Below are 21,690 nucleotides of genomic sequence, written 5' to 3' on the forward strand. Positions count from 1 at the left end.
GACCTGTCATGATAAATTACCCGCATCTTCTTGCCCCTCTGGAGCTTGGTTTTACCACGTTGAAAAACCGCGTGCTAATGGGGTCTATGCACACCGGTCTGGAAGAGACGAAAGACTGGTGTCGGGTCGCTGAGTTTTATGCAGAGCGTGCGCGCGGTGGAGTTGCGCTAATCGTAACGGGTGGAATGGCGCCAAACCGCGAAGGCGGTGTTTTCCCGGATGCTGCAGGGTTGTTCAGTGCTGAAGATATTGCGAACCATCGTACAGTCACAGACCGGGTCCATGCCGAGGGCGGCAAGATTGCGATGCAAATATTGCACGCGGGACGCTATGCATACGGACGCGAATGTGTGGCTCCTTCGCCCGTGAAGTCACCGATATCTCCTTTTCCACCAAAAGAACTGGGTGAAGCGGGAATAGAAAAGCAGATCTCGGACATTGCTACTGCCGCCGCGCGTGCGCGCGAGGCTGGTTATGATGGCGTAGAGATAATGGGGTCGGAAGGATACTTCCTAAATCAGTTTCTGGTCACTCACACAAACAAGCGGACGGATCGCTGGGGTGGAACTTACGAGAACCGGATGCGCTTGCCGCTTGAGGTTGTGCGTCGTGTTCGCGAAGCGGTGGGTGACGACTTTATTCTTATCTATCGGCTGTCGATGATTGATCTCGTGCCCAACGGGTCAACCTGGGACGAAGTTGTAGAGTTGGCAAAGCGAATAGAAACCGCTGGTGCAACAATCATTAATACCGGAATCGGTTGGCACGAAGCGCGTATTCCAACCATTGCGACGTCTGTGCCACGTGCGGCTTTTAGCTGGATAACGAAGAAACTGATGGGAGAGGTTTCCATTCCCATCATAACATCCAACCGGATAAATTCACCCGAGGTTGCAGAAGGTGTTCTGGCCGATGGCTGTGCTGATATGGTCTCTATGGCGCGGCCTTTTCTGGCGGACCCTGAATTTGTTAAGAAAGCTGCAGAGGGGCGCAGTACGGAAATTGCGCCCTGCATAGCTTGTAACCAGGCCTGTCTGGATCATACCTTTAACGGCAAGGTTTCGACATGTCTCGTAAACCCACGTGCCTGCTATGAAACGGAACTGGTACTGGAAAAAACCAATCGCGCAAAGAAGATTGCTGTGGTTGGAGCAGGACCGGCAGGGTTGTCTTGTGCGCTCGCCGCATCCGAGCGCGGGCATGAGGTAACTTTGTTTGACAGGGCTGATCAGATCGGCGGACAGCTTAACATGGCAAAACAGGTTCCCGGTAAGGAAGAATTCCGCAGCTTTGTTGATTGGTTTCGCGTGATGGTTGAAAAGTCCACCATTGATCTTTGCTTGGAGACCGAAGCAACAGTAGAGCGATTGCAAGGCTTTGACGAAGTGGTTATCGCCACGGGCGTATTGCCGCGTGATCCTGATATTGCCGGGCAGGATGCAACAAATGTCGTAGACTACATTGATGTCCTGCGTCGCAAGTTACCCGTGGGGGATAGTGTTGCAATCATCGGCGCGGGTGGCATTGGATTTGATGTCGCAGAATACCTGGTGCACGAAGGCACGAGCCCCTCTGAAGATCTGGAACGCTGGAAGGCTGAATGGGGTGTTGGCGACCCGGAGGAAACTGCTGGCGGGTTGGCACAACAAGGCCCACAGCCAGAACCAGCCGCGCGTTCGGTGACCCTTTTGCAACGCAAGGCTGAAAAACTCGGCAGACGGTTGGGCAAGACGACGGGTTGGATTCACCGTACAGAATTAAAAATGAAGGGCGTCAAAATGATTGGTGGCGTCAATTACGAAAAGATCGACGACCAAGGTTTACATGTGTCTTTTGGCGAAGCGCGGGAAAACCCGCAAACCTTGAAAGTTGATACCATTGTTCTTTGTGCGGGGCAGGTACCTGATCGCAGTCTTGTCGGCGGTTTGATTGCGTCCGGGGTAACACCGCATGTTATTGGCGGCGCGGATGTGGCAGCAGAACTGGATGCAAAGCGTGCAATCAATCAAGGTACGTGGTTGGCCTCACAATTTTAGGGTAATTTCGTAGATTCAATTTCATTTCCTGCGGAGTTTGGTTCGAAACAATTGTTTCCAAATTTCGAATTTTATTGTGATCACCGCTTTTTCGTCCGTCGCGTGACCCATTGTTGCCAAAATTGACTGTAATACACATCCGGAATGGGTGAGCGCAGTATTGGGTAACGCAATGGACCGACTAACCGAAATGGAAGCTTTCGCCACCGTCGTGGATCAAGGGGGATTCACGGATGCGGCGAAGAAAATGGGGATTTCAAAATCTGCCGTTTCCAAACATGTTTCATCACTTGAAGCACGCCTTGGTGCGAGACTACTAAACCGCACGACGCGTCGCGTCAGCCCGACAGAAATTGGCCTGGCCTATTATGATCGTGCCCGCCGCGTTTTGAACGACGCCGGAGAGGCAGATGCATTGGTTACATCAATGCAATCGGCACCTTCCGGATTGTTGCGAATATCCGTCGCGACAGATTTTGGTGTCAATCACCTGTCGCCTGTTTTGGGCGAGTTTCTTCAGGAATTTCCGGATATCACCGTTAATATGGTGCTTAACAACCGTTTCGTTGAGTTAATTTCCGAGGGGTTTGATTTAGCAATCCGTATTGGTGAATTGGAAGACAGTACGTTGCGCGCCAGAAAGCTGACTGATACCTCCAAACGTATGGTCGGCTCTCCTGACTATTTTAGAAAATTTGGTCGGCCAGAAAAAATCGACGAACTGAATGATCACAAATTGCTGCATTATTCGAACCAATCTAATGGGTCTGTCTGGAAACTGACGGCACCTTCTGGCGAAAAGCGTCAGGTGCGTACCGCAGGTTGGCTGAGCGTGAATGACGGGCAATCCCTGCTCAACGCGGCGATTTCAGGTCTGGGAATCGCGTATCTTCCTAGTTTTCTTTACGCAGAAGCCTTGAAAGATGGTCTGGTTGAAGAGGCGATGCCAGAATTGCCTGCTGACCGTCAGGGCATTTATGCGGTCTACCCACCCGGTCGGTTTACACAGCCAAAAGTGCGTGCATTTATTGATTTTCTCGTTCACGCGTTTGCAGATAAGGGGCCAGACAACTGGTAAGCACGCCTGTTACCACTTCTGTGAATCCTAAAATTTAAAAGACCGAAGTGTTTAACGCTCCGGTCTTTTTGACTGTTTTGGGGTGTTTATTCAATCGATGTTAATATGACTTCGACGCGTCTGTTTTGAGTTCGCCCATCTTCAGTCAAATTTGTTGCGCGTGGCGAAAGAAAACCCATGCCTTCGGCACTCATCTGTGCACTATCTACCCCGTAGTTGGACACCAAGTGTTGCAAAACAGAACTTGCACGCCGTTTGGAGAGCGCGACATTTCCCGCCAGTGAACCTTCTGCATCCGTGTGGCCAACAAGTGCTATGGTTTTGTCCCTATGCGCGTTTAAGTACTCCGCCAACGCCACCAGAGTAACATAGTCGCCTTCGTCAAGTTCGGATGACCCGGTTTCAAAGTTGAGGTCTTCAAGAACGACATATCCCTCCTGCTCCAACATCTCACCCAAAGCCGAATGTATACGCCCTGCGGCGAGGGGCGCAGGCGTCTCTGCTGAGGCGACAAATTGTGGCGCCGCCGCATTTTCAGCGCCAACGTGCATAAACTGAACGAAACCAGTGTCACCACTACGGCTTACCAAAAGGCTTAGATACTGCGGGGTTTCGCCGTTCAGGCGTCTTGCTGAAAGAAATCGGTAATCGCCAAGATCGACATGCATCGCAGGTTCCGGAACAACATCAATATCGAACCGAAAGTCAAAACCGCCACAGACCGTTGATTCACATTCAAAGACAATCTCGAATCCTGCTGCTGTCAACTGTTCCCGCAAAGGTGCCAGCAGTTGCAGTGTTGTCAAACCCTGAGCCGGAACTTTCCATGCTTGCTGGGTTATTTTGCCTTCGGCATTCTCCGAAACAATTACACCGTCAGACCAAGGGCCAAGGGGAAATGCGTAACTTCCGTAGGGTTCAACCTGTTCTGCAGATTGAACTGCGCTGCCGGTGAACTCCAGCGTCATGGCATGGCCTGGTCCGGAAATTACTGCCGCGACAGTCGCCAATATGAATGTGCGAAGGGTCATCTGTGTGACGCGTGGTACTCCGAGTTGGGTCGCATATCGACAGCAGATGCGACGCGATTGGTCATGTTGAAAAAGCCTGCTACAGACGCGATGTCGAATATGTCACGGTCGCTGAAACCCGCGTCCCGCAACGCCTGCCGGTCTGCTTTCTGAGTTTTGGCGCTTGCTTCCGTCAAATTTGCCGCGAAATCGAGCATTGCACGCTGGCGCTTGTCCAGGTCTGCAACGCGGTAATTCATCACAAGCATTTCCCCAAGTTCGGGGTTGCCCGACAGTTCGCGCACCGCTGCGCCATGGGCGACGAGGCAATAAAAACATTTATTGATCGATGAAACCACCACGGCGATCATTTCGCGTTCAAGTTTGGATAATCCGCTCGGTGCCAGCATGAGATCATTGTACATACCTGCAAAAGCGTTCAGCTTTTCGACGTCAAAGGCATAGGCCTTGAGCACATTTGGAACCAACCCAAGCTTTTCCGCGCAGATGTCAAAATACTTTTGCGTTGCCTCAGGAAGAGGGTCGACCATAGGAAGGTCAAGCGCGGTTACATAGGGTTCTGTCATCTGTTAGCCTGCTCTCTTACCGCTTATGCGGCTTTTATTCTGTAGTGATAGTTTCCCACATTCTGCATGCTGAGGGAAGAATAGAGAGCATTCGCCCCCTTATTTTCTTGAGTCACCAGTACTAACAGAGTTTCGGCACCCTGATCTTGTGCCCAATGCGCGGCCGCCCGCATTATATTGATGGCAACTCCTTGCCGACGCTGGTCTGGTGAAACCTCTAGCGCATGAAGAACCGCGGTATTTTGATGAATTCCGACATACGCGACCCCGGCGGCACGATCATTTTGTCGCCCGAGAACGGTGGTTTTGGGCCCTTTGGCGCGCAGCATAACGTTGATCCTTGCCGGTCCAATTCCACCCTCCGCCCAAAGTTCCCGCATGATCTGAAGTGGTGGAAAAATGTTAAACGTTGAAACGCGCGGAGGTTTTACACCGGTGAGATCTTTGACCGGACAAGAATACATGACAACGGGATCCTTGACGGTATATCCTCGAGCGTCCAGAGCAGCATCAAGTGCATGTTCACCCTTTCGGATCATGAAAAGATTAGGTTGATCAAGGGCTGCCATGGCTTTTTCGGCCATTTCAATATCGGGCAATGTTCCTAATTCTGCGGCTGTCGTAGACGAAACACGTTGCCCGCCGCCTGCTCCATCTCTCACAACCCAGCCCTCTATTTCGTGGAAAGCGGCAGGCGGCCACGTAGCTTCGGAAATCTCGAAGAGTTTGGTTAGCTCATTCGGGGTCATCTGTAACCTCAGGTAAAAGGTTTGAAAGCCGGATCATGGCGGCGTCAATCAGCCCGCCGTCAGAGCCGCGAACGACGATATTTGTTCCGTAAACACCATCTTTCTGAAATGGATAAGATCCAATTGAAAGGTCAGGAAAATCTGCGGCAAGTGCACCCAGAGGCTCGGCAATCGTGCCTTCGCCAACCATGAACCGCATCGTTTGTGACAAAAGAGGTCGCCCGCCGGAAAGCTGGTGAATAACACCAGCGACCATGGCCTGAAAGACCGAAGGAACCCCGGCCATTACGAAGACATTACCCAGAATGAAACCGGGAGCGGCAGAAACCGGGTTTTCTATTAACTCTGCGCCTTCGGGAATACGTGCCATGCGAAGACGCGCTGCATTTAATTCCAATCCTGTGTCCGCGTAGTGTTTTGTCAGAATCGCGCGCGCATCATCGCGAATATCGATAGGGATACCAAAGGCTGCTGCAATGCAATCCGCCGTAATGTCGTCATGGGTCGGCCCAATCCCGCCCGAGGTAAAAACGTAAGTGTAAGTTTCCGACAGGGTACGCGTCGCAGAGATGATTGCACTCCGATCATCAGAAACGACACGTACTTCGCTGAGTGCGATCCCGTTGTTCGTAAGCTCACCCGCAAGATGGTACATATTGGCGTCGCGTGTTCGGCCCGAGAGTATCTCGTCACCGATAACCAACATTGCTGCGGTTGGATTAGACATGTGAAGCTCCTTGTTCGGATTTCACCTTGGGTATAGGTCGGGTTTATGCGCTTTCAAACCCCCTTGGTACCTGCCGTGCTAATCCGCCGCTACAAACGTTTTCTGGCAGATGCCAGGCTGGAGGATGGACGCGAAATAACTGCCCACTGCGCAAACCCAGGCTCGATGCTGGGTTTAAAAGAACCAGGCACACGTATTTGGCTCGAACCGAACAATGACCCGAAGAAAAAGCTGAAATACGGGTGGCGCCTGGTTGAGCATGAGAATGGTCATTTTACCGGCGTCGACACAGCGCTACCCAACCGCGCAGTTCGGGCTGCCCTTATAGCAGGTGAAATACCAGAGTTGGCTAGCTACAAGACAGTACGACCAGAAGTTAAATATGGTCAAAATAGCCGTGTCGATTTCTTGCTGAGCGAGTCCGGGCTCCCGGACGCTTATGTAGAAGTCAAATCCGTCACGTTAAGACGGCAAGGCGATTTGGCGGAATTTCCTGACAGCGTAACTGCGCGGGGTGCCCGGCATCTGGAAGAGTTGAGCGCAATGGTTGCCGCAGGGAACCGCGCCGTTTTGTTTTACTTGGTGCAGCGTACCGATTGTTCCCGTGTAAGCGTGGCGGCAGATATCGACTCTGTATATGCCCAAACCTTTGCAAAAGCGCGCGCAAAAGGTGTCGAGGTGCTGTGTTATGATACAAGCATTTCGGTCGAAGATGTTTCGCTAAACCGCACGTTGCCGTTTGAAATGCCAGTTTGAAATCGGGCCTGCTGTTCGCGGTAAGGGCGCACTCCGAATGCGGTTTGTGACATAAGCTGTCTCCAATATGATTGCGGTTTGCTCTGGATGAAAGTTGTCATTATGTGTAGGAGGTTTCGAAATTGAGACTGACCAAGCAAGAGCAAACCAAATGAACGACCTTCGCGGCAAAGTTACTAAAGACGGAATTCGGATTTACGAGGCTGATGATTTCGCCGGTATGCATGCAGCAGGTCGTTTGGCTGCGCAAATTCTTGACGATATGGCACCGCTGGTTGTGCCAGGCGTAACAACCGGTGAAATTGACCGTGCAATCACTGATATGGTGGATGCGGTTGGGGCCAAGTCAGCGACGATTGGGTACAAAGGGTATAAACACGCAAGCTGCATAAGCGTGAACCATGTTGTGTGTCACGGCATCCCCGGCGAGAAAAAACTTAAAGATGGCGACATCCTGAACATTGATGTGACTGTAATTGTCAACGGATGGTTCGGTGACACAAGCCGGATGTATGTGGCCGGTCAACTGAGCCGCAAATCCGAACGTTTGATCCAGGTTACGCATGACGCGCTGTTCAAGGGTATCGAACAGGTCAAACCCGGCAACACATTTGGTGACATAGGTGCCGCGATACAAAGTTATGTCGAAGGCCATCGCATGTCGGTTGTGCGCGACTTTTGTGGTCATGGCTTGGGTCGGGTGTTCCATGCTCCGCCGAATGTGCTTCACTATGGTCGACCTGGTACTGGCCCAATGCTGGAAGAAGGCATGTTCTTTACGATTGAGCCAATGGTCAACCTTGGCCGCCCTGAAACAAAGGTTTTGGCCGATGACTGGACAGCTGTTACACGAGACAAGTCCTTGTCAGCGCAATTCGAACATTCAGTAGGTGTTACAGCAGATGGTGTCGACATTTTCACATTATCACCCGGAAACAAGTTCCACCCGACGTGGGGCGAATAATCTGCAGTAACTCACAGCGATCCCTCTAGTTATGTTCTCCCGAGAATGGTAACAAACGTGTCCCCGTATTTCCGACTGTCATGCAGTTCAAAACCTTCTGGCGCCTTTTGGGGGCTTTTTTCTTCCCACACGATCAATGCGCCTTCGGCGATCCATCCGCCCTTAACTGCCAGGTCTAAAGCGGTCTCGCCCAGGCCTTTGCCATAGGGTGGGTCCATAAAAACCAGATCATAGGGTTCGTTGCCGTTCACGGGCAAACGGCAGGCGTCACAACTCAAAAGCTGTGTATCCGGCTGGCGGCGTGTCAAAGCAATATTTTCGCGGATGAGCTTTTTAGCAACGCGACCGTTGTCAACAAACGTAACGTGCGAAGCCCCGCGAGAGAGTGCTTCAAGCCCCAGTGCACCTGTACCCGCAAACAGATCAAGCACCCGGGTATCCGTAATTGGGTCGCCAAAGCGACCACCCAGAAGTACGTTGAACAGACTTTCGCGCACCCTGTCAGCGGTTGGCCGCAAATGCGCCCCGGCATCGCCTTTACCAACCGAAGTGAGCGTAAGCCCTCGATGCGTGCCAGCTATGATCCTCACGCCTTCAACAAGGCTTTCATGTCGGTGTCCGGGTTTGCAATTACGCTAGGTGCAGGGGATTTCCCCGATTCAATAAGCCGCTTTCCGATCATATAGCTGCGTGGATCATTCATCGCATCAACAGCAAGCAAAGTGTCTCCCTTGTAGTACCAATGCGATACAGCATCGCCCTTGTCACCCGGGCGCACGACGATAGTGTCGTAGCCTGTGTTTAATCCTGCGATCTGCAATTTGGTGCCAAACTGATCAGACCAGAACCAAGGCATAGGGACATATTCCTTTCCCGCACCCAGAATGTTTTCGGCGACCAACTCTGCCTGATCTATCGCGTTTTGAACGCTCTCAAGACGAATACGATTGCCTTTGTAGGGAAACGAAGCACAATCACCCGCGGACCAGATTGCAGGGTCAGAGGTGCGACCCTGTGCATCAACCTTGATGCCATTCTCAATTGTCAGCCCAGCGACCTCTGCCAGCGTACTTCCCGGCATTATGCCAACACCCACGATAACAAAATCAACGTCGGTTTCACTGCCATCGGTAAAGCGAGCGCCACTGACACGACCCTCACCCAGCAGACGTTCCAAACCCAGCCCTTCAAGGATATTTACGCCGTGAGACTGGTGTAGCTTGCGGAAATAGTCTGACGTTTCAGGCGCTGCAACGCGTTGCAAAATGCGATCTGCCATTTCAACGAGCGTGACTTGTACGCCGAGCTTGGATGCAACTGCCGCAGCCTCTAGCCCAATATAGCCACCGCCAACAATCAAAACGCGACGTCCGCTGGTAAACTCCGGTGCCATGCCGTCAACATCAGCAAGGGTGCGTACGACGTGAACACCTTGTAATGCGCCGCCGATTGCATCAGGCAAATGACGCGGAACGGAGCCAGTGGTTAGCGCGAGTTGATGGTAAGAGATTGTCTCATCCCCAACGGTCACGGTTTTGGCAGTCGTATCGATGCTTGAAACGGGTTTGCCGAGCCTTAAAGTGATGTTTGCCTCGTCGTAGTAACTTTTGGGCCTTAAATAGAGCCGCTCCAGATCCATCTCACCGAGCAGATATTTCTTTGACAACGGCGGGCGTTGATAAGGGGGGACTGGTTCTTCTCCAATCAAGGTCACTTTGCCTTCGAAACCAAGGTTTCGAAGTTTGACGACAAGAGAACACCCAGCTTGTCCTGCGCCGATAATCACAATATGACTCATCTCTTTCCCCGTGACCTAGTAGTTGCAGGTATGAAGCCTATATCTTCGTCTACACGAAACGCAATCGCGCAAGAGGGGCCAAGATGACAATATCTGTCGGAAACAGACTACCAGAGGCTACGCTGCTGAAAATTGGCGAAGATGGGCCAGAATCAGTGGCGCTTTCAGACAAGCTTGCCGGACGAAAAGTGATTATTTTCGGCGTGCCGGGCGCTTTTACACCTACGTGCCACTCCGCGCATGTCCCGAGTTTCATTCGGTCAAAAGATGCGCTTGAAGCGAAAGGCGTTGACGAGATAATCTGTATTTCGGTGAATGACCCTCATGTAATGAAAGCCTGGAGCGACGCGACGGGTGCATCCGATGCCGGTTTGACGATGCTCGCGGATGCACAAAGCGCTTTCACCACAGAAATTGGGATGAGTTTCGATGCTCCACCTGCCGGTCTGATGGCGAGATCAAAGCGTTATGCAATGCTTGTTGAAGATGGTGTTGTAAGAATCTTGAACGAGGAGGTTGCCCGGGGAACCTGCGAAATCTCAGGCGGTGAAAATCTTCTCGCAGCACTTTAATTCTTTATCCGTAAAATATCCCTGCCGGAGGCACTAAAGTTTTTGCCTCCGGCGGGGATATTTATTGGAAAAAGAAAGTTTCGCGGTTGTCTGAGCTTATCGAATAGGCTCGATGGGTTTTTCAACAAAGCAGATGTTTAGTGCGCAAGCGTATCCATCTTGTTGGCCAACTTTACATCAAGCTCTGTCAGACCGTCTGAATCGTGCGTCGTAAGGGTCACGTCCACTTTATTGTAGACGTTCGACCATTCTGGGTGGTGGCGGTATTTTTCAGACCAGATTGCAATCCGGGTCATCCACCCGAACGCCTCGATAAAGCTTTTGAAGGTGAAGGTTTTCGAGATCGCGTCGCGATCCGGGACGAGAGACCAGCCGTTTTGAATTAGTGGAGCGAGGTCAGATTCACGTTGTTCATCGGACAGTTTCATTTTTCTTCTCCGGATGATTTCTTGAATGGGCCATAGCTGGTCAGTACATCGATATCATTGTCAACGGCTTCACGTTCTGCGACCAGGTATTTTTCAACTGCATTCGCAAAGCCGGGGTCGGCGATCCAATGCAGCGAATGAGTCGTGACCGGCAGGTAGCCGCGCGCCAGTTTGTGGTCGCCCTGAGCACCAGCTTCGACGCGTGTCTGGCCGTGGGTAATGGCGTAATCAATCGCCTGATAATAGCAGAGTTCAAAATGCAGGCAGGCGTGGTCTTCGGTGCACCCCCAATAGCGGCCGTAAAGAGTACCTTTTCCGATCATGTTCATGGCCCCAGCTATCCAGCGGCCATTGCGCTCTGCCAACACCAGCAGGATATCGTCACGCAGAGTTTCTTGCGCAATATCAAAGAATGCGCGCGTCAGATAAGGGGTGCCCCATTTTCGTGCGCCTGTGTCCTGGTAAAATGTCCAGAATGCGTCCCAGTGCTCGGGTTCGATCTGGTCCCCGGTAAATTGATGGATTGTTCCGCCAAATGTCTGCGCCGTTGCACGCTCTTTTCGGATGTTTTTGCGTTTGCGCGCCGCAAGGCTCGCTAAAAACGCATCAAAATTTGCATAGTCTGTATTTTCCCAGTGGAACTGCTGGCTCGTGCGGTGAAGCAGACCCATTGCGCGGCCTGCTTCGGCCTCGGCTTCAGTGCAATATGTTATGTGCAGCGAAGAAAGTTGATTTTCAGACGCGAGCTGTACTGCACCTTGTACCAGTGCAGACTGACCCATCTCCTCATACCCTGGGCGCGCCAGAAACCGCCTGCCAGTGGCTGGTGTAAAGGGGACGGAAATTTGCAGCTTCGGGTAATATCGTCCGCCAGCGCGTTCATAAGCGTGTGCCCAGCTATAGTCGAAAACATACTCGCCCTGACTATGGGTCTTTGCGTAGGCCGGGGTGACAGCAATAGCCATTTCACCGGAGTAAGCAACTAGGTAACGAGGCGTCCAACCCGTACCCGTGCCAACAGACCCGCTGTCTTCCAGCGCTTTGAGGAATCGGTGGGTTGTAAACGGATCAATCGGCCTGCTTTCGTTTGATTCGGGGCAAGCACAGGCATCCCACTCTGCTTCTGAAATATCAGAGAGCGACGTCAGAACATGTATTTCGATTTGTTGATTGCTCATCTGCCTCACCTGTCTGCGGGACATAGATTGGGGGCGAAGCGGCCAACGTCAAGCGGTGGGCAAGGCAGCGGCGTAACCTTCGAAGGTAATATTGTCGGCAATTTTGCGCGCTTCGGCTTCGGCTTCGGGGCTGCGTATCGTCCAGCACAAAATATGCGCGCCACTTGCTTTTAGTTCTGCAACGCGTGGTCTGGAGAGATCTGCTGCCTCGTGGCTGATAAAGCAAGCGCCAACGCGATCATAATCCGGGATATCACGCAAGATTTGGCGTCGTGCTGCCGGAATCATTTGTGTATCTTTGTCTGTCCAGCCTTCTGTAACGAGTCCGCGCGGAAGATGCGGTGCAAGTTCTGCAAGTTTGGCAACTGAATGCGGGTTGAAAGACATTAGTGCGACCGGACCTTCGTAGCCTATCAACGCATTCACAACTGCCTGCTCCAAAGGCCCGATGTTTGGGCCCATCTCACCGTCTTGGTCTTTTAGTTCGACAAGTAGAGGAGCACGCCCGGCGACAAGGTCTAGAACTTCAGCAAAACTCGGTACATTTTCGTTGCTGCCAATCAGTTGAATCTCTGCCATTTCTGCGGCTGAACGTTGCTGAATCGGGCCCCTTTCACTAGTTAGACGGGTCAAATCATAGTCGTGAAAAACCATGGCCTGATCGTCTTTGGTGCGCTGCAGGTCCATCTCAATGCCGTAGCCTGCTTCAATAGCAGCAAGAAACGCAGCGCGCGAATTTTCAGCACGGCCTTTTGCAAGATTGTGGTAGCCTCGATGCGCAATCGGAGTTGATAAAAATACCGGGGGCAGATGCGTCATTTTATTTGAAAAATACCTTCAATTTCCACAGCAACGCCCAACGGCAGTGATGCAGCACTAACAGCAGAGCGCGAATGACGCCCGGCGTCACCCATCGCTGCAACAAGAAAATCGGACGCCCCATTTATGACTTTAGGCTGGTCAGTGTAGTCGGCGGTCGAATTGACGAATCCGGTGAGTTTTACGGCGCGGACAAGGCGGTTAAGATCGCCACCGCAAGCGGCCTTAACTTGCGCGAGTAGGCTGATTGCACAGGATTTTGCAGCGTCTGCGCCTTGTTCAGTTGACATATCGTCACCAAGCTTGCCGGTGATTAACCCATCAGGCCCATTAGAGATTTGGCCAGAGACATACACAATGTCGCCAATCTGTACGAACGGCACGTAGTTAGCGGCCGGGGCAGGTGCATCGGGTAGTGTTACACCAAGTTCAACAAGTCGTGCTTCGAGACCATTGCTCATGAGAATTCTCCCTATTCGAATTTGAACAGACGCTAGCCCGGACTGCGGACGGGGAAAACCACAAAATCGGTTCTGGTCGAATTTCAAACCAAAATTGTTGAGATTGTTCGTCCCTTCAAGCCTCTAAGGCGTTAATAATGCATTAAGATTAGGCCTACGTGGCGCGTTGAAAGTACTATTGGCAACAAAGCAACGCCCTCCGTGTTCCATAGAAAAAACAAGATTAATTGATTTATCGTTGCTCGTTGTAACCAAACAGTCACAATGACGTTTTCTACACCGCCGATTGATTGGACTTTGTAAGTAAAATACTATTTGAGGGGCTGAATGGGATTGTCGAAGAGAATTATTTTGCCTGGATCCAGAACCTGCCCCACAAGAGCTAGGCTAAAAATGGCTTGTGTACTTGTCGTCGCGCTGTCTCTCAGCGCGTGCGGTTTTTCGCAGCCAGTCGATGGAATTCAGGATCCAAATGAGAGACTAAACCGCCGTATTCATGCCGAAAACATAGCGTTTGACCGTTTTCTGTTCCGCCCAGCTTCAAAGGTTTATGGCAGAGGGATACCGATGCCTATTCGCCGAGGTATCGGTAACTTCGCCGGAAACCTGAATTTGCCGCGTGTTGTTGTAAACAACCTCTTGCAGTTTAGGATTGGGAAGGCACTGAAGCACACCGGGCGTTTTGTGATCAATACAACGCTAGGTATGGGTGGCCTTCTGGACCCGGCCACACCTATGGGTGTTGAGGAAGACAGAACCAATTTTGGCGAAACGCTATATGTCTGGGGTTTCAAAGAAGGTAACTTTATGGAATTACCTTTGTTGGGGCCGTCGACGGACCGGGCTACAGTGGGCATGATTGTCGACCTTTTTACCAATCCGCTTGTCTACATGGTGCCATCGCCTGAAAACGCAATTGGTGTATTTTCAGCAGGACTCGCAAAAGTTGGTGATCGGTACGAGTATTCGTCTACGATAGACTCTATCTTGTATGAGAGCGAAGATAGTTACGCACAGGCACGTTCTCTTTACTTGCAGAATCGCAGGTTTGAGCTGGGTGTAGAAGTAACCGACGACGAAGTTGACGAAATAGATTCATTGTTCGAGGATCTGTATGGTGAATGATGTAAAACGACGAACTGTTCTGGCCGGACTTGGTGCCGGCGTGGTTGCCGCGGCGGTGCCCGGTTCAGCGATGGCGCTGACCACCGCTGAAGCGCGCAGACTGATTGATGATGTCGTGAGCGAGATCACGCGCGTTATCAACTCTGGCGGATCTGAATCACGTATGTTGACGCAATTCGAACGAATATTTGATCGGTTTGCGAACACTGCCGTCATTGCTATCCGGGTGCTTGGAGCCGATGCGCGCTCTGCCAGCCAAGCGCAACTACGCGATTTTACAGTGGCATTTCGAAGATACATTGCACGCAAATATGGTCGTCGGTTTAGGGAATTTATAGGGGGTCGGATCGAAGTCGATTCAGCCCGCGCTGTAAAAAGCTGGCACGAAGTGCAGACAACTGCACATCTGCAGGGAGAAGCGCCTTTCCGCATCGATTTTCTGGTCAAGGAAGCAGGTGGTCGAAACCTGTTTTTTGACATGGTGATCGAAGGAATTAGCCTGACAAAAGTTGAGCGCGAAGAGATAGGCGCAATGCTTGACCGGCGACGTGGGAATCTTGATCAGTTGATCAGCGATCTCCGGAACACCGGCTGACGCGATGCGCTTGGGCATTGTCATAGCCACAGGCCTCTTGGCCTCGGCAGCAATAGCTGAAGAACAGCTTGGGAGTTTCGATGGTATCTACCGTCAGGTGGCTGGTGCTGATTGTGCTAGGATTGGCGAAGAGGGTGGTGCACTAAAGGTCGAAGACAACACCTTTATTGGTGTCGGTTCACAATGCACGATGATTAGCCCGGTCTCTGTTCGGGATATGAATGCCGTTCTCTATGACATGGAATGCGAAGCCGAAGACGCCCATTGGGTCGAACGGGTGCTGTTCATGAAAGCTGCCGATTCAGGGCTGATCATGGTCTGGAACGGCTATGCATTCAAATATGATAACTGTTCAGAGGAAGATCTGGTTGAGGGTGCTGTTGACGACGTCGTTAGCAACGAGTGAAAATCACATTAGCACTCGCCCGCGCTAGCGGCGCAAGCAAACCAGTTAAGAGGCGTCTCTGGTGCAAAAGTTAGCGATTGCGACCGCCGAATATGCTGTTCAATACATCAAGAATTATGCCATCTGCCTGACGGTCCCGTCTGCCCCTGTTGCCACGTGTACGCAATTCGGACAAAGGTGGCTGCGGTGGAACGGGTGTTATCATAGGCAGCGGTTGAGCAGGCAAACCTTCATGAACCCGTAGCATCGTTTCGTGCCATATTTCGGCTGGCAGACCACCGCCTGTCACACCAGTGAGCGGAGTGTTGTTGTCATAGCCCATCCAGACGCCCGCAACATAGTCGGCGGTAAAGCCTAAAAACCACGCATCGCGCGCGGCCTGAGTTGTTCCTGTTTTACCTGCTGCTGGCCGTCCCGGCAACTTTGCACGCTGACCAGTACCGGCTTCGACAACCTGGTTCATCATATAGATGAGTTGCGCAGCTGCATTTTCACTGATGACACGTTCACCGATGCCACCCTCTTGTCGCATAAGGGGGTCCTGCTCGCCCTGTAGCCGAAGCTCAACAAGCCCGTAAGGTGTCACACTGCTTCCGCCGTTTAAGATGCCAGCGTATGCGCCTGTCATTTCAATAAGAGTGGATTCCGATGCGCCAAGCGCCAGTGCCGGGCCCAAAGCCAGATCACTTTCAATGCCGAAATCGGCTGCGATTTTGCGCACATTTTCGCGACCTACGCTTTCGGAAACGCGGACAGCCGGAATGTTAAAGGACTGTCTCAGGGCGTCGGTCAGGGTCACTTGGCCATGAAATTTGTGATCATAGTTCGTCGGAGACCATGCGCCGGACCCCGGAATGTTGATTGTGAGCGGTGAGTCATCAACGTAATCGTTGTAACTGTACCCAAGGTCGAGAGCGGCGGCATAAACGAAGGGTTTGAATGCTGACCCAGTTTGACGCAGAGCCTGCGTCGCACGATTGAATGCGCCTGATACGCGTGTTTGCCGTCCGCCAACCATTGCACGCACCGCCCCGTCGGATGACATGACAACGATCGCGGCTTGTGCTTCTGAACCGTCGCGTACCTTGGTTTCAAAAATGTAGGCCAGCGCTTCTTCGGCAGCAGTTTGTATGCGCTGATCAAGCGTTGTGCGGATGATAACGTCTTCGGTTGTGTTGCTGGTAAAGAAATCTGGCCCACTTCCCATGACCCAGTCCGCAAAATACCCACCGGCGCGTGCGGCTGCGGCTGCGGATAATTCCGCGGGGTTTTCGCGTGCATTCACTGCCTCAGCCGTAGAAAGATATCCCTGCTCTTCCATCAGATTCAAAACGACCTGCGCACGGTCACGAGACCGTTCAAGGTTGTTCGTCGGTGCATAGCGTGTCGGGGCTTTCAGCAAGCCCGCCAACATTGCAGCCTCTGTCGGAGAAACTGTGTTTGCTGATTCACCGAAATAACGTTGGCTCGCCGCCTCAAAACCACGTGCACCTGCGCCTAAAAACGCGCGATTGAGGTAGATCGTAAGGATTTCGTCTTTGCTGTACCGTACCTCCATCGCAAGTGCGTAGATCGCTTCTTTCGCCTTACGCCAGAGCGTTCCCCGGCGACAATCAGCCTCGTATTCTGCTTCAGTCATCCCTGAACTAGGGTCGTGTGGAACACCAAGACACAGCAGTTTCGCTGTTTGTTGCGTTATTGTAGAGCCACCGTTGCCGGACAGCGGGCCGCGTCCGGCGCGTAGGTTGATGCGTACTGCGCTCGCAATCCCACGCGGGCTTATGCCAAAATGCCGGTAAAAACGCTTGTCTTCGGTCGCGATGACGGCGTTTTTCAGATGTGGGGAAACGGTATCAGCCGTAATCATGCCGCCAAACTGATCGCCGCGCCACGCGAACACCTGCCCGTTTCTGTCAAGCAGTGTGACGGATCCGCGGGTACGTCCGTCGATCAGCTGTGTGGCGTCAGGCAGTGTTGCAGCGAAGTACCCAACGGTCAGGGTGACTAGCAGCAGCAGCACAGCAGAGCTGCGCCAGACCACACCCCAGATCATCCGAAATACCCAACGAAACAATCCTGATATCGCCCTAATAATTGGGTTGCGAGATCTGCTCCGCCTACGTCGTGTCGTTTTCCTTGGGGTGGGTTTGCTTTTAGTTGTTCGGCGTGTGGTAGCTGTCTTGGCAGCAGGTCTTTTACCTGATGCTGCCTTTGACGCATAACGCCGATCCGCCACCAATGGCGGTTTCTTTTTGCCAGTACCACTCATGCGTCACCCAATCCGGCGCCTGCCTTTTTTTCGCAACTTACACGCTTCGCGTTGGAATGTGGAGCTTATAGAGCCAATCGCAATCCATTTTTCCAAAGCTTAAATTTTAAGCATAGCCCGAAAAAACCGCAAAAAATGTGCGATCGAAGGGATTCATGCCTAAATTTTCGTCTCTCTCCCTTGAAGCGCGCATGTGCGGCATCGCTATGCTGCAGCTGCAAACACGCGGTCAGAAGGGAAATAACGTGAAACTTATCATAGCGACCATCAAACCGTTCAAGCTCGAAGATGTCCGGGTTGCACTTACAGAAACAGGCGTACGGGGCATGATGGTGAGTGAAATCAAAGGATTTGGTGCCCAGTCCGGTCATACGGAAATTTACCGGGGGGCCGAATATACGGTGAACTTTGTTCCGAAGATCAAACTTGAGATCGTTGTCGCTGCGGCAATGGCCGATCAGGTGATCGAAACAATCCAGAAAACAGCCAACACCGGCAAGATCGGCGACGGCAAAATATTCGTGCTTGATGTGGCGCAGGCAATGCGTGTGCGGACCGGCGAAATGAACGAGGACGCGCTGTAAAGCGGCGGACTGTCAGAGAGGAATATAGAAATGAGACTGACAACACTTAGTCTGGCCGCACTGGTGGCCGCACTTCCAAGCCTTGGGTTTGCGCAAGAAGTGGATGAAACACCACTGAACGCCGATATCGGCTTTATCTTTACGACATTCATGTTTCTGGTCACCGGGTTTCTGGTGTTCTGGATGGCGGCAGGGTTTGCCATGCTTGAGGCGGGTCTTGTTCGCGGCAAGAACGTCACCATGCAGTTAATGAAGAACGTTGCATTGTTTTCTCTGGCGTCGATCTTCTACTACCTGATTGGTTACAACCTTATGTATCCGGGTGACGGCTGGTCGATTGACGGAATTCTTGGGGCGTTTTCTCCGGCTTCGTTAGAACCTGTCGGCCTTGCAGACACCGAAGCAGACCTGACTTATGCGTCTGTGGGTTCAGACTTCTTCTTCCAGCTTATGTTCTGTGCAGCGACCGCGTCGATCGTGTCGGGTGCCATGGCAGAACGCGTAAAATTGTGGCCATTCCTGATTTTCACCGTGCTGCTGACGTCTGTCATCTATCCCATTCAGGCAAGTTGGAAATGGGGCGGCGGATTTCTGAACGAAATGGGCTTTCTTGATTTTGCCGGCTCGACCGTTGTGCACTCGGTCGGGGGCTGGGCTGCCCTGACAGGTGCTATTATCCTTGGGCCGCGTATCGGCAAATACAAAGATGGCAGAACCGTCCCAATGCCGGGTTCGAACTTGACGCTGGCTACATTGGGAACGTTTATTCTGTGGATGGGTTGGTTTGGTTTCAATGGCGGCTCGCAGCTTTACATGGATACCGCTGGTAACGTTTCTGACATCAGCCGGATCTTTAGCAATACCAATCTGGCTGCTGCCGGGGGCGCGCTCGCCGTACTCATCCTGACTCAGGTTCTTTATAAGAAACCTGATTTGACGATGGTGCTGAACGGTGCACTTGCCGGGCTTGTATCGATCACTGCAGAACCGCTAACGCCAAGCCTTGGCGCATCTGTTCTGATTGGTGCAATCGGTGGTGTGATTGTTGTCTTTGCGGTGCCAATGCTGGATCGGTTCAAAATCGACGACGTCGTCGGTGCAATTCCGGTTCACCTGCTTGCAGGTATCTGGGGAACTCTGGCGGTCTGCCTGACAAATAGCGATGCATCTTTTGTCACCCAATTGATCTCGATCATAGTGGTAGCTGCCTTTGTCGTGGTTGCTTCAGCTGTGGTCTGGCTCGTTCTGAAGGGTCTGATGGGGCTCCGAGTGAGCGAAGAGGCCGAGATCACAGGGCTCGACATGACCGAATTGGGCATGGAGGCCTACCCCGAGTTCTCTAACGGCTGATTCCCTTCCTTTTCAGCCGAGAGACATCTTGCCCGGGCCTAAGTGCCCGGGCCTTTTTTGTTTGTCTTAACGAAAAACGCGGCCTCCCGGGGCACGCTTTCGTTTAAAGCAGAGTGTTAAATTGGTTCAAATTCCAACATCGATGATTGCTTTGGCCAGAATAGGCACTGAGTTTTTATTCAGGCCTGCAATGTTTAGCCGACTGTCACCAACCATGTAGATGCCATGATCGCGGCGGAGCGTTTCGACCTGCTCTGGCGTTGCACCAAGGCGCGAGAACATGCCGCGGTGCTGCGCAAGAAAAGCAAAGCGGTCAGAACCAGCGAGTTTTTGAAGCTCTTTCGCAAGCTGTTCACGCAATGCGAGCATTCCAAGGCGAACCTCTTCAAGCTCGGCGCTCCAGTCAGCGCGCAGTGCTTTGTCATCAAGGATCATTGTAACAAGCCGTGCACCATGATCCGGCGGGAAGGAGTAGTTCTGACGGTTCAGAAACGCGAGGTTCCCCTGCGTAACATCCCGCAACGATGCATCCTGTGTCACCACCATTAGAATACCCGTGCGTTCGCGGTAGATACCGAAGTTTTTGGAACAGCTCGCCGCAATCAGGGTCTGGGGCATTTCAGAGGCGACCATACGTAAGCCTGCTGCATCTTCTTCCAGACCGTCACCAAACCCTTGATATGCGATGTCAATAAACGGGATTGCGCCGGTTTCCTGTAGCACGGCGATCACTTCGGCCCATTGTGCGTTGGTCAGGTTTGCACCGGTTGGGTTGTGGCAGCAACCGTGCAATAGCACAACATCGCCTGCGGGAATCTGTGCAAGGTCGGCGAGCATACCCTCAAAATCTACGCCCCGGGAGTCGTTATCGAAATACCGATACTCGCGCATCTTCATCCCAAGATATTTGATGATCGACGGGTGGTTGGGCCATGTTGGGTTTGATATCCAGATAGTGGCATCTGGTGATGCCATCTGGATGAGTTCCAGCGCCTGTCGCACAGCACCAGTTCCACCCGGAGTCGCAGCTGCAGCCACGTTTTCGCGCGCGACTGAGGAACTCAGAACCAGAGAAATCATTGCGTCCTGATACGCAGGCTCACCGGCAAGACCAGTGTACGATTTGGTTGTTTCGGTTTCCCAAAGTTGCTTTTCAGCAGCTTTGATTGCACGCATCACAGGAGTGACACCTTCGGCGTTTTTGTAAACGCCAACACCAAGGTCGATTTTGTCAGAACGCGGATCGTCGCGATACATTTGGACCAGCTGGAGGATTTTATCAGCGGGCTGTTGTTTGAGATTGCTAAGCATATCAGGCCCCCGTTTTTATTTTAAGATCATTGTACATGCCCCATTCCGCCCATGAACCGTCATAGAGCGCGTGGCGACGATGCCCAATACGTTCCAGCGCAAGGCTGAGGATCGCTGCAGTTACACCAGAACCGCAAGTGGTGATTGCTGGCTTGCCAAGGTCGACGCCAGCATTTTCGAAAATGGGTTTCAGTGCATCCACGGATTTCATCGTTCCGTCAGCGTTCAGAACATCCGGGTAGGGAACATTTACCGAATTGGGTATGCGTCCGGAACGAAGGCCCGGACGCGGCTCTTCTTCTTCGCCCCGAAAGCGTGCAGCGCTGCGAGCGTCGACGATTGTATAATCACCCAGTTTCGCTGCTGCGGCGACTTGCGTAACATCTTTGGTCAGATGTGCCTGCCGTTGAACTGTCATATGACGGTCGCGCACGATTGGGGGCAAGTCTTCGACTTCACGTTCTTCGGCGATCCATTTGGGAAGGCCACCATCCAGAACAGCGATGTCTGTTTTGCCCATAAGGCGAAACAACCACCAGACACGTGCCGCGGAAAACAGACCAGAACCATCGTAGGCAACAACCTGATGGCCGTCTCCCACGCCCATTTCGCGCATTCGTGACATGAATTTTTCAATTGGAGGTGCCATATGTGGCAGCTCAGAGCGATGATCACTGATGTCATCGATATCGAAAAACCGTGCACCCGGAATGTGGGCCTCTTCATATTCCGCACGTGGGTTACGCCCAGATTGCGGCATATACCAGGATGCATCAAGAATACGCAGGTCTGGATCTTTCAGATGCTGGGCTAGCCAGTCTGTTGAAACCAGTGTTTTCGGATCATTTTCGGACATTTTTCGCCCCCAGAAGACTCGGTCGATCCTT

Annotated in this window: 23 protein-coding genes; 10 read left to right on the top strand and 13 right to left on the bottom strand. The window is 52.2% G+C overall.

The features are described from left to right. Window positions 1–8: 8 nt before the first annotated feature. Both J4E70_RS00405 and J4E70_RS00410 read left to right on the top strand, forming a co-directional pair. Window positions 9–2,036, top strand: a complete 2,028-nt coding sequence (locus J4E70_RS00405; protein ID WP_246531551.1) for an NADPH-dependent 2,4-dienoyl-CoA reductase — start codon at window positions 9–11, stop codon at window positions 2,034–2,036. A gap of 172 nt (window positions 2,037–2,208) precedes the next feature. After that, entirely contained in the window at window positions 2,209–3,114 is a 906-nt protein-coding gene (locus tag J4E70_RS00410; protein WP_213887089.1) for a LysR family transcriptional regulator, read from the top strand. An 86-nt stretch (window positions 3,115–3,200) separates the two neighbouring features. On the opposite strand, the gene J4E70_RS00415 is transcribed toward J4E70_RS00410, so the two are convergent. The 4 genes from J4E70_RS00415 to J4E70_RS00430 are packed head-to-tail and all read right to left on the bottom strand — an operon-like array spanning window position 3,201 to window position 6,187. Continuing rightward, window positions 3,201–4,145, bottom strand: coding sequence for an OmpA family protein (locus tag J4E70_RS00415; protein ID WP_213887090.1), 945 nt, complete (start codon window positions 4,143–4,145; stop codon window positions 3,201–3,203). After that, window positions 4,142–4,711: a peroxidase-related enzyme gene (locus tag J4E70_RS00420; protein WP_213887091.1), complete on the bottom strand. Its 570-nt coding sequence runs from the start codon at window positions 4,709–4,711 to the stop codon at window positions 4,142–4,144. The genes J4E70_RS00415 and J4E70_RS00420 overlap by 4 nt, the downstream gene beginning before the upstream one ends. A 23-nt stretch (window positions 4,712–4,734) precedes the next feature. Further along, on the bottom strand, window positions 4,735–5,460 hold the full coding sequence (locus J4E70_RS00425) for a GNAT family N-acetyltransferase (RefSeq protein ID WP_213887092.1): 726 nt from the start codon (window positions 5,458–5,460) through the stop codon (window positions 4,735–4,737). Beyond that, the gene (locus J4E70_RS00430; protein ID WP_213887093.1) at window positions 5,447–6,187 is read right to left on the bottom strand and encodes a competence/damage-inducible protein A; all 741 of its coding nucleotides are present in this window, start codon (window positions 6,185–6,187) and stop codon (window positions 5,447–5,449) included. The genes J4E70_RS00425 and J4E70_RS00430 overlap by 14 nt, the downstream gene beginning before the upstream one ends. Before the next feature lie 45 nt (window positions 6,188–6,232). On the opposite strand from J4E70_RS00430, the gene sfsA reads away from it, so the two are divergent. Both sfsA and map read left to right on the top strand, forming a co-directional pair. Continuing rightward, a complete protein-coding gene (gene sfsA, locus J4E70_RS00435) occupies window positions 6,233–6,943 on the top strand; it encodes a DNA/RNA nuclease SfsA (protein ID WP_213887094.1) in 711 nt (236 codons plus the stop codon). 151 nt (window positions 6,944–7,094) lie between these two features. Then, window positions 7,095–7,907, top strand: coding sequence for a type I methionyl aminopeptidase (gene map / locus J4E70_RS00440; protein ID WP_213887095.1), 813 nt, complete (start codon window positions 7,095–7,097; stop codon window positions 7,905–7,907). A 29-nt stretch (window positions 7,908–7,936) separates the two neighbouring features. Here the strand turns inward: map and rsmD are convergent, their stop codons facing one another. Together rsmD and J4E70_RS00450 are read right to left on the bottom strand one after the other, a co-directional pair. Beyond that, window positions 7,937–8,497: a 16S rRNA (guanine(966)-N(2))-methyltransferase RsmD gene (gene rsmD, locus J4E70_RS00445; RefSeq protein WP_213887096.1), complete on the bottom strand. Its 561-nt coding sequence runs from the start codon at window positions 8,495–8,497 to the stop codon at window positions 7,937–7,939. Next, window positions 8,494–9,705, bottom strand: a complete 1,212-nt coding sequence (locus J4E70_RS00450; protein ID WP_213887097.1) for an NAD(P)/FAD-dependent oxidoreductase — start codon at window positions 9,703–9,705, stop codon at window positions 8,494–8,496. Before J4E70_RS00450 ends, rsmD begins: the two co-directional genes overlap by 4 nt. 83 nt (window positions 9,706–9,788) lie before the next feature. On the opposite strand from J4E70_RS00450, the gene J4E70_RS00455 reads away from it, so the two are divergent. Beyond that, entirely contained in the window at window positions 9,789–10,277 is a 489-nt protein-coding gene (locus J4E70_RS00455) for a peroxiredoxin (protein WP_213887098.1), read from the top strand. Between the two features lie 137 nt (window positions 10,278–10,414). On the opposite strand, the gene J4E70_RS00460 is transcribed toward J4E70_RS00455, so the two are convergent. From J4E70_RS00460 to J4E70_RS00475, 4 genes are read right to left on the bottom strand one after another with little or no spacing between them, the layout of a single operon-like run. Further along, entirely contained in the window at window positions 10,415–10,705 is a 291-nt protein-coding gene (locus tag J4E70_RS00460) for a 4a-hydroxytetrahydrobiopterin dehydratase (RefSeq protein WP_213887099.1), read from the bottom strand. Continuing rightward, window positions 10,702–11,883: a GNAT family N-acetyltransferase gene (locus J4E70_RS00465; protein ID WP_213887100.1), complete on the bottom strand. Its 1,182-nt coding sequence runs from the start codon at window positions 11,881–11,883 to the stop codon at window positions 10,702–10,704. The genes J4E70_RS00460 and J4E70_RS00465 overlap by 4 nt, the downstream gene beginning before the upstream one ends. Before the next feature lie 48 nt (window positions 11,884–11,931). Next, on the bottom strand, window positions 11,932–12,702 hold the full coding sequence (locus J4E70_RS00470; RefSeq protein ID WP_213887101.1) for a glycerophosphodiester phosphodiesterase family protein: 771 nt from the start codon (window positions 12,700–12,702) through the stop codon (window positions 11,932–11,934). Further along, window positions 12,699–13,163 carry a RidA family protein gene (locus J4E70_RS00475; RefSeq protein WP_213887102.1) on the bottom strand — a complete coding sequence of 155 codons (465 nt, stop codon included), beginning with the start codon at window positions 13,161–13,163 and terminating at the stop codon, window positions 12,699–12,701. Before J4E70_RS00475 ends, J4E70_RS00470 begins: the two co-directional genes overlap by 4 nt. Before the next feature lie 393 nt (window positions 13,164–13,556). Between J4E70_RS00475 and J4E70_RS00480 the strand changes: the two genes are divergently transcribed. The 3 genes from J4E70_RS00480 to J4E70_RS00490 are packed head-to-tail and all read left to right on the top strand — an operon-like array spanning window position 13,557 to window position 15,289. Further along, window positions 13,557–14,288 (top strand): MlaA family lipoprotein, encoded by a 732-nt coding sequence (locus J4E70_RS00480; RefSeq protein WP_213887103.1) that lies wholly within the window; start codon window positions 13,557–13,559, stop codon window positions 14,286–14,288. Beyond that, window positions 14,278–14,883 (top strand): MlaC/ttg2D family ABC transporter substrate-binding protein, encoded by a 606-nt coding sequence (locus tag J4E70_RS00485; protein WP_213887104.1) that lies wholly within the window; start codon window positions 14,278–14,280, stop codon window positions 14,881–14,883. Before J4E70_RS00480 ends, J4E70_RS00485 begins: the two co-directional genes overlap by 11 nt. 4 nt (window positions 14,884–14,887) lie before the next feature. After that, window positions 14,888–15,289 carry a hypothetical protein gene (locus J4E70_RS00490; protein ID WP_213887105.1) on the top strand — a complete coding sequence of 134 codons (402 nt, stop codon included), beginning with the start codon at window positions 14,888–14,890 and terminating at the stop codon, window positions 15,287–15,289. A gap of 70 nt (window positions 15,290–15,359) precedes the next feature. On the opposite strand, the gene J4E70_RS00495 is transcribed toward J4E70_RS00490, so the two are convergent. Beyond that, entirely contained in the window at window positions 15,360–17,558 is a 2,199-nt protein-coding gene (locus J4E70_RS00495) for a transglycosylase domain-containing protein (protein ID WP_213887106.1), read from the bottom strand. A gap of 245 nt (window positions 17,559–17,803) precedes the next feature. Between J4E70_RS00495 and J4E70_RS00500 the strand changes: the two genes are divergently transcribed. Both J4E70_RS00500 and J4E70_RS00505 read left to right on the top strand, forming a co-directional pair. Next, window positions 17,804–18,142 (top strand): P-II family nitrogen regulator, encoded by a 339-nt coding sequence (locus J4E70_RS00500; protein WP_213887107.1) that lies wholly within the window; start codon window positions 17,804–17,806, stop codon window positions 18,140–18,142. A 30-nt stretch (window positions 18,143–18,172) separates the two neighbouring features. Further along, window positions 18,173–19,492: an ammonium transporter gene (locus J4E70_RS00505; protein ID WP_213887108.1), complete on the top strand. Its 1,320-nt coding sequence runs from the start codon at window positions 18,173–18,175 to the stop codon at window positions 19,490–19,492. A 126-nt stretch (window positions 19,493–19,618) separates the two neighbouring features. On the opposite strand, the gene J4E70_RS00510 is transcribed toward J4E70_RS00505, so the two are convergent. Beyond that, complete coding sequence (locus tag J4E70_RS00510) at window positions 19,619–20,803, bottom strand: amino acid aminotransferase (protein WP_213887109.1); 1,185 nt, start codon at window positions 20,801–20,803, stop codon at window positions 19,619–19,621. Between the two features lies 1 nt (window position 20,804). Then, window positions 20,805–21,659, bottom strand: coding sequence for a 3-mercaptopyruvate sulfurtransferase (sseA, locus tag J4E70_RS00515; RefSeq protein ID WP_213887110.1), 855 nt, complete (start codon window positions 21,657–21,659; stop codon window positions 20,805–20,807). Window positions 21,660–21,690 lie beyond the last annotated feature (31 nt).

The organism is Pseudohalocynthiibacter aestuariivivens (assembly GCF_018457175.1).
In the GTDB taxonomy this organism is placed as follows: Bacteria; Pseudomonadota; Alphaproteobacteria; order Rhodobacterales; family Rhodobacteraceae; genus Pseudohalocynthiibacter; species Pseudohalocynthiibacter aestuariivivens.

Coding starts and splice junctions, on each gene's coding strand:
- J4E70_RS00405 (WP_246531551.1), top strand. CDS start 9: ATGATAAATTACCCGCATCTTCTTGCCCCTCTGGAGCTTGGTTTTACC.
- J4E70_RS00410 (WP_213887089.1), top strand. CDS start 2,209: ATGGACCGACTAACCGAAATGGAAGCTTTCGCCACCGTCGTGGATCAA.
- J4E70_RS00415 (WP_213887090.1), bottom strand. CDS start 4,145: ATGACCCTTCGCACATTCATATTGGCGACTGTCGCGGCAGTAATTTCC.
- J4E70_RS00420 (WP_213887091.1), bottom strand. CDS start 4,711: ATGACAGAACCCTATGTAACCGCGCTTGACCTTCCTATGGTCGACCCT.
- J4E70_RS00425 (WP_213887092.1), bottom strand. CDS start 5,460: ATGACCCCGAATGAGCTAACCAAACTCTTCGAGATTTCCGAAGCTACG.
- J4E70_RS00430 (WP_213887093.1), bottom strand. CDS start 6,187: ATGTCTAATCCAACCGCAGCAATGTTGGTTATCGGTGACGAGATACTC.
- sfsA (WP_213887094.1), top strand. CDS start 6,233: ATGCGCTTTCAAACCCCCTTGGTACCTGCCGTGCTAATCCGCCGCTAC.
- map (WP_213887095.1), top strand. CDS start 7,095: ATGAACGACCTTCGCGGCAAAGTTACTAAAGACGGAATTCGGATTTAC.
- J4E70_RS00450 (WP_213887097.1), bottom strand. CDS start 9,705: ATGAGTCATATTGTGATTATCGGCGCAGGACAAGCTGGGTGTTCTCTT.
- J4E70_RS00455 (WP_213887098.1), top strand. CDS start 9,789: ATGACAATATCTGTCGGAAACAGACTACCAGAGGCTACGCTGCTGAAA.
- J4E70_RS00460 (WP_213887099.1), bottom strand. CDS start 10,705: ATGAAACTGTCCGATGAACAACGTGAATCTGACCTCGCTCCACTAATT.
- J4E70_RS00465 (WP_213887100.1), bottom strand. CDS start 11,883: ATGAGCAATCAACAAATCGAAATACATGTTCTGACGTCGCTCTCTGAT.
- J4E70_RS00470 (WP_213887101.1), bottom strand. CDS start 12,702: ATGACGCATCTGCCCCCGGTATTTTTATCAACTCCGATTGCGCATCGA.
- J4E70_RS00475 (WP_213887102.1), bottom strand. CDS start 13,163: ATGAGCAATGGTCTCGAAGCACGACTTGTTGAACTTGGTGTAACACTA.
- J4E70_RS00480 (WP_213887103.1), top strand. CDS start 13,557: ATGGCTTGTGTACTTGTCGTCGCGCTGTCTCTCAGCGCGTGCGGTTTT.
- J4E70_RS00485 (WP_213887104.1), top strand. CDS start 14,278: ATGGTGAATGATGTAAAACGACGAACTGTTCTGGCCGGACTTGGTGCC.
- J4E70_RS00490 (WP_213887105.1), top strand. CDS start 14,888: ATGCGCTTGGGCATTGTCATAGCCACAGGCCTCTTGGCCTCGGCAGCA.
- J4E70_RS00495 (WP_213887106.1), bottom strand. CDS start 17,558: ATGAGTGGTACTGGCAAAAAGAAACCGCCATTGGTGGCGGATCGGCGT.
- J4E70_RS00505 (WP_213887108.1), top strand. CDS start 18,173: ATGAGACTGACAACACTTAGTCTGGCCGCACTGGTGGCCGCACTTCCA.
- J4E70_RS00510 (WP_213887109.1), bottom strand. CDS start 20,803: ATGCTTAGCAATCTCAAACAACAGCCCGCTGATAAAATCCTCCAGCTG.
- sseA (WP_213887110.1), bottom strand. CDS start 21,659: ATGTCCGAAAATGATCCGAAAACACTGGTTTCAACAGACTGGCTAGCC.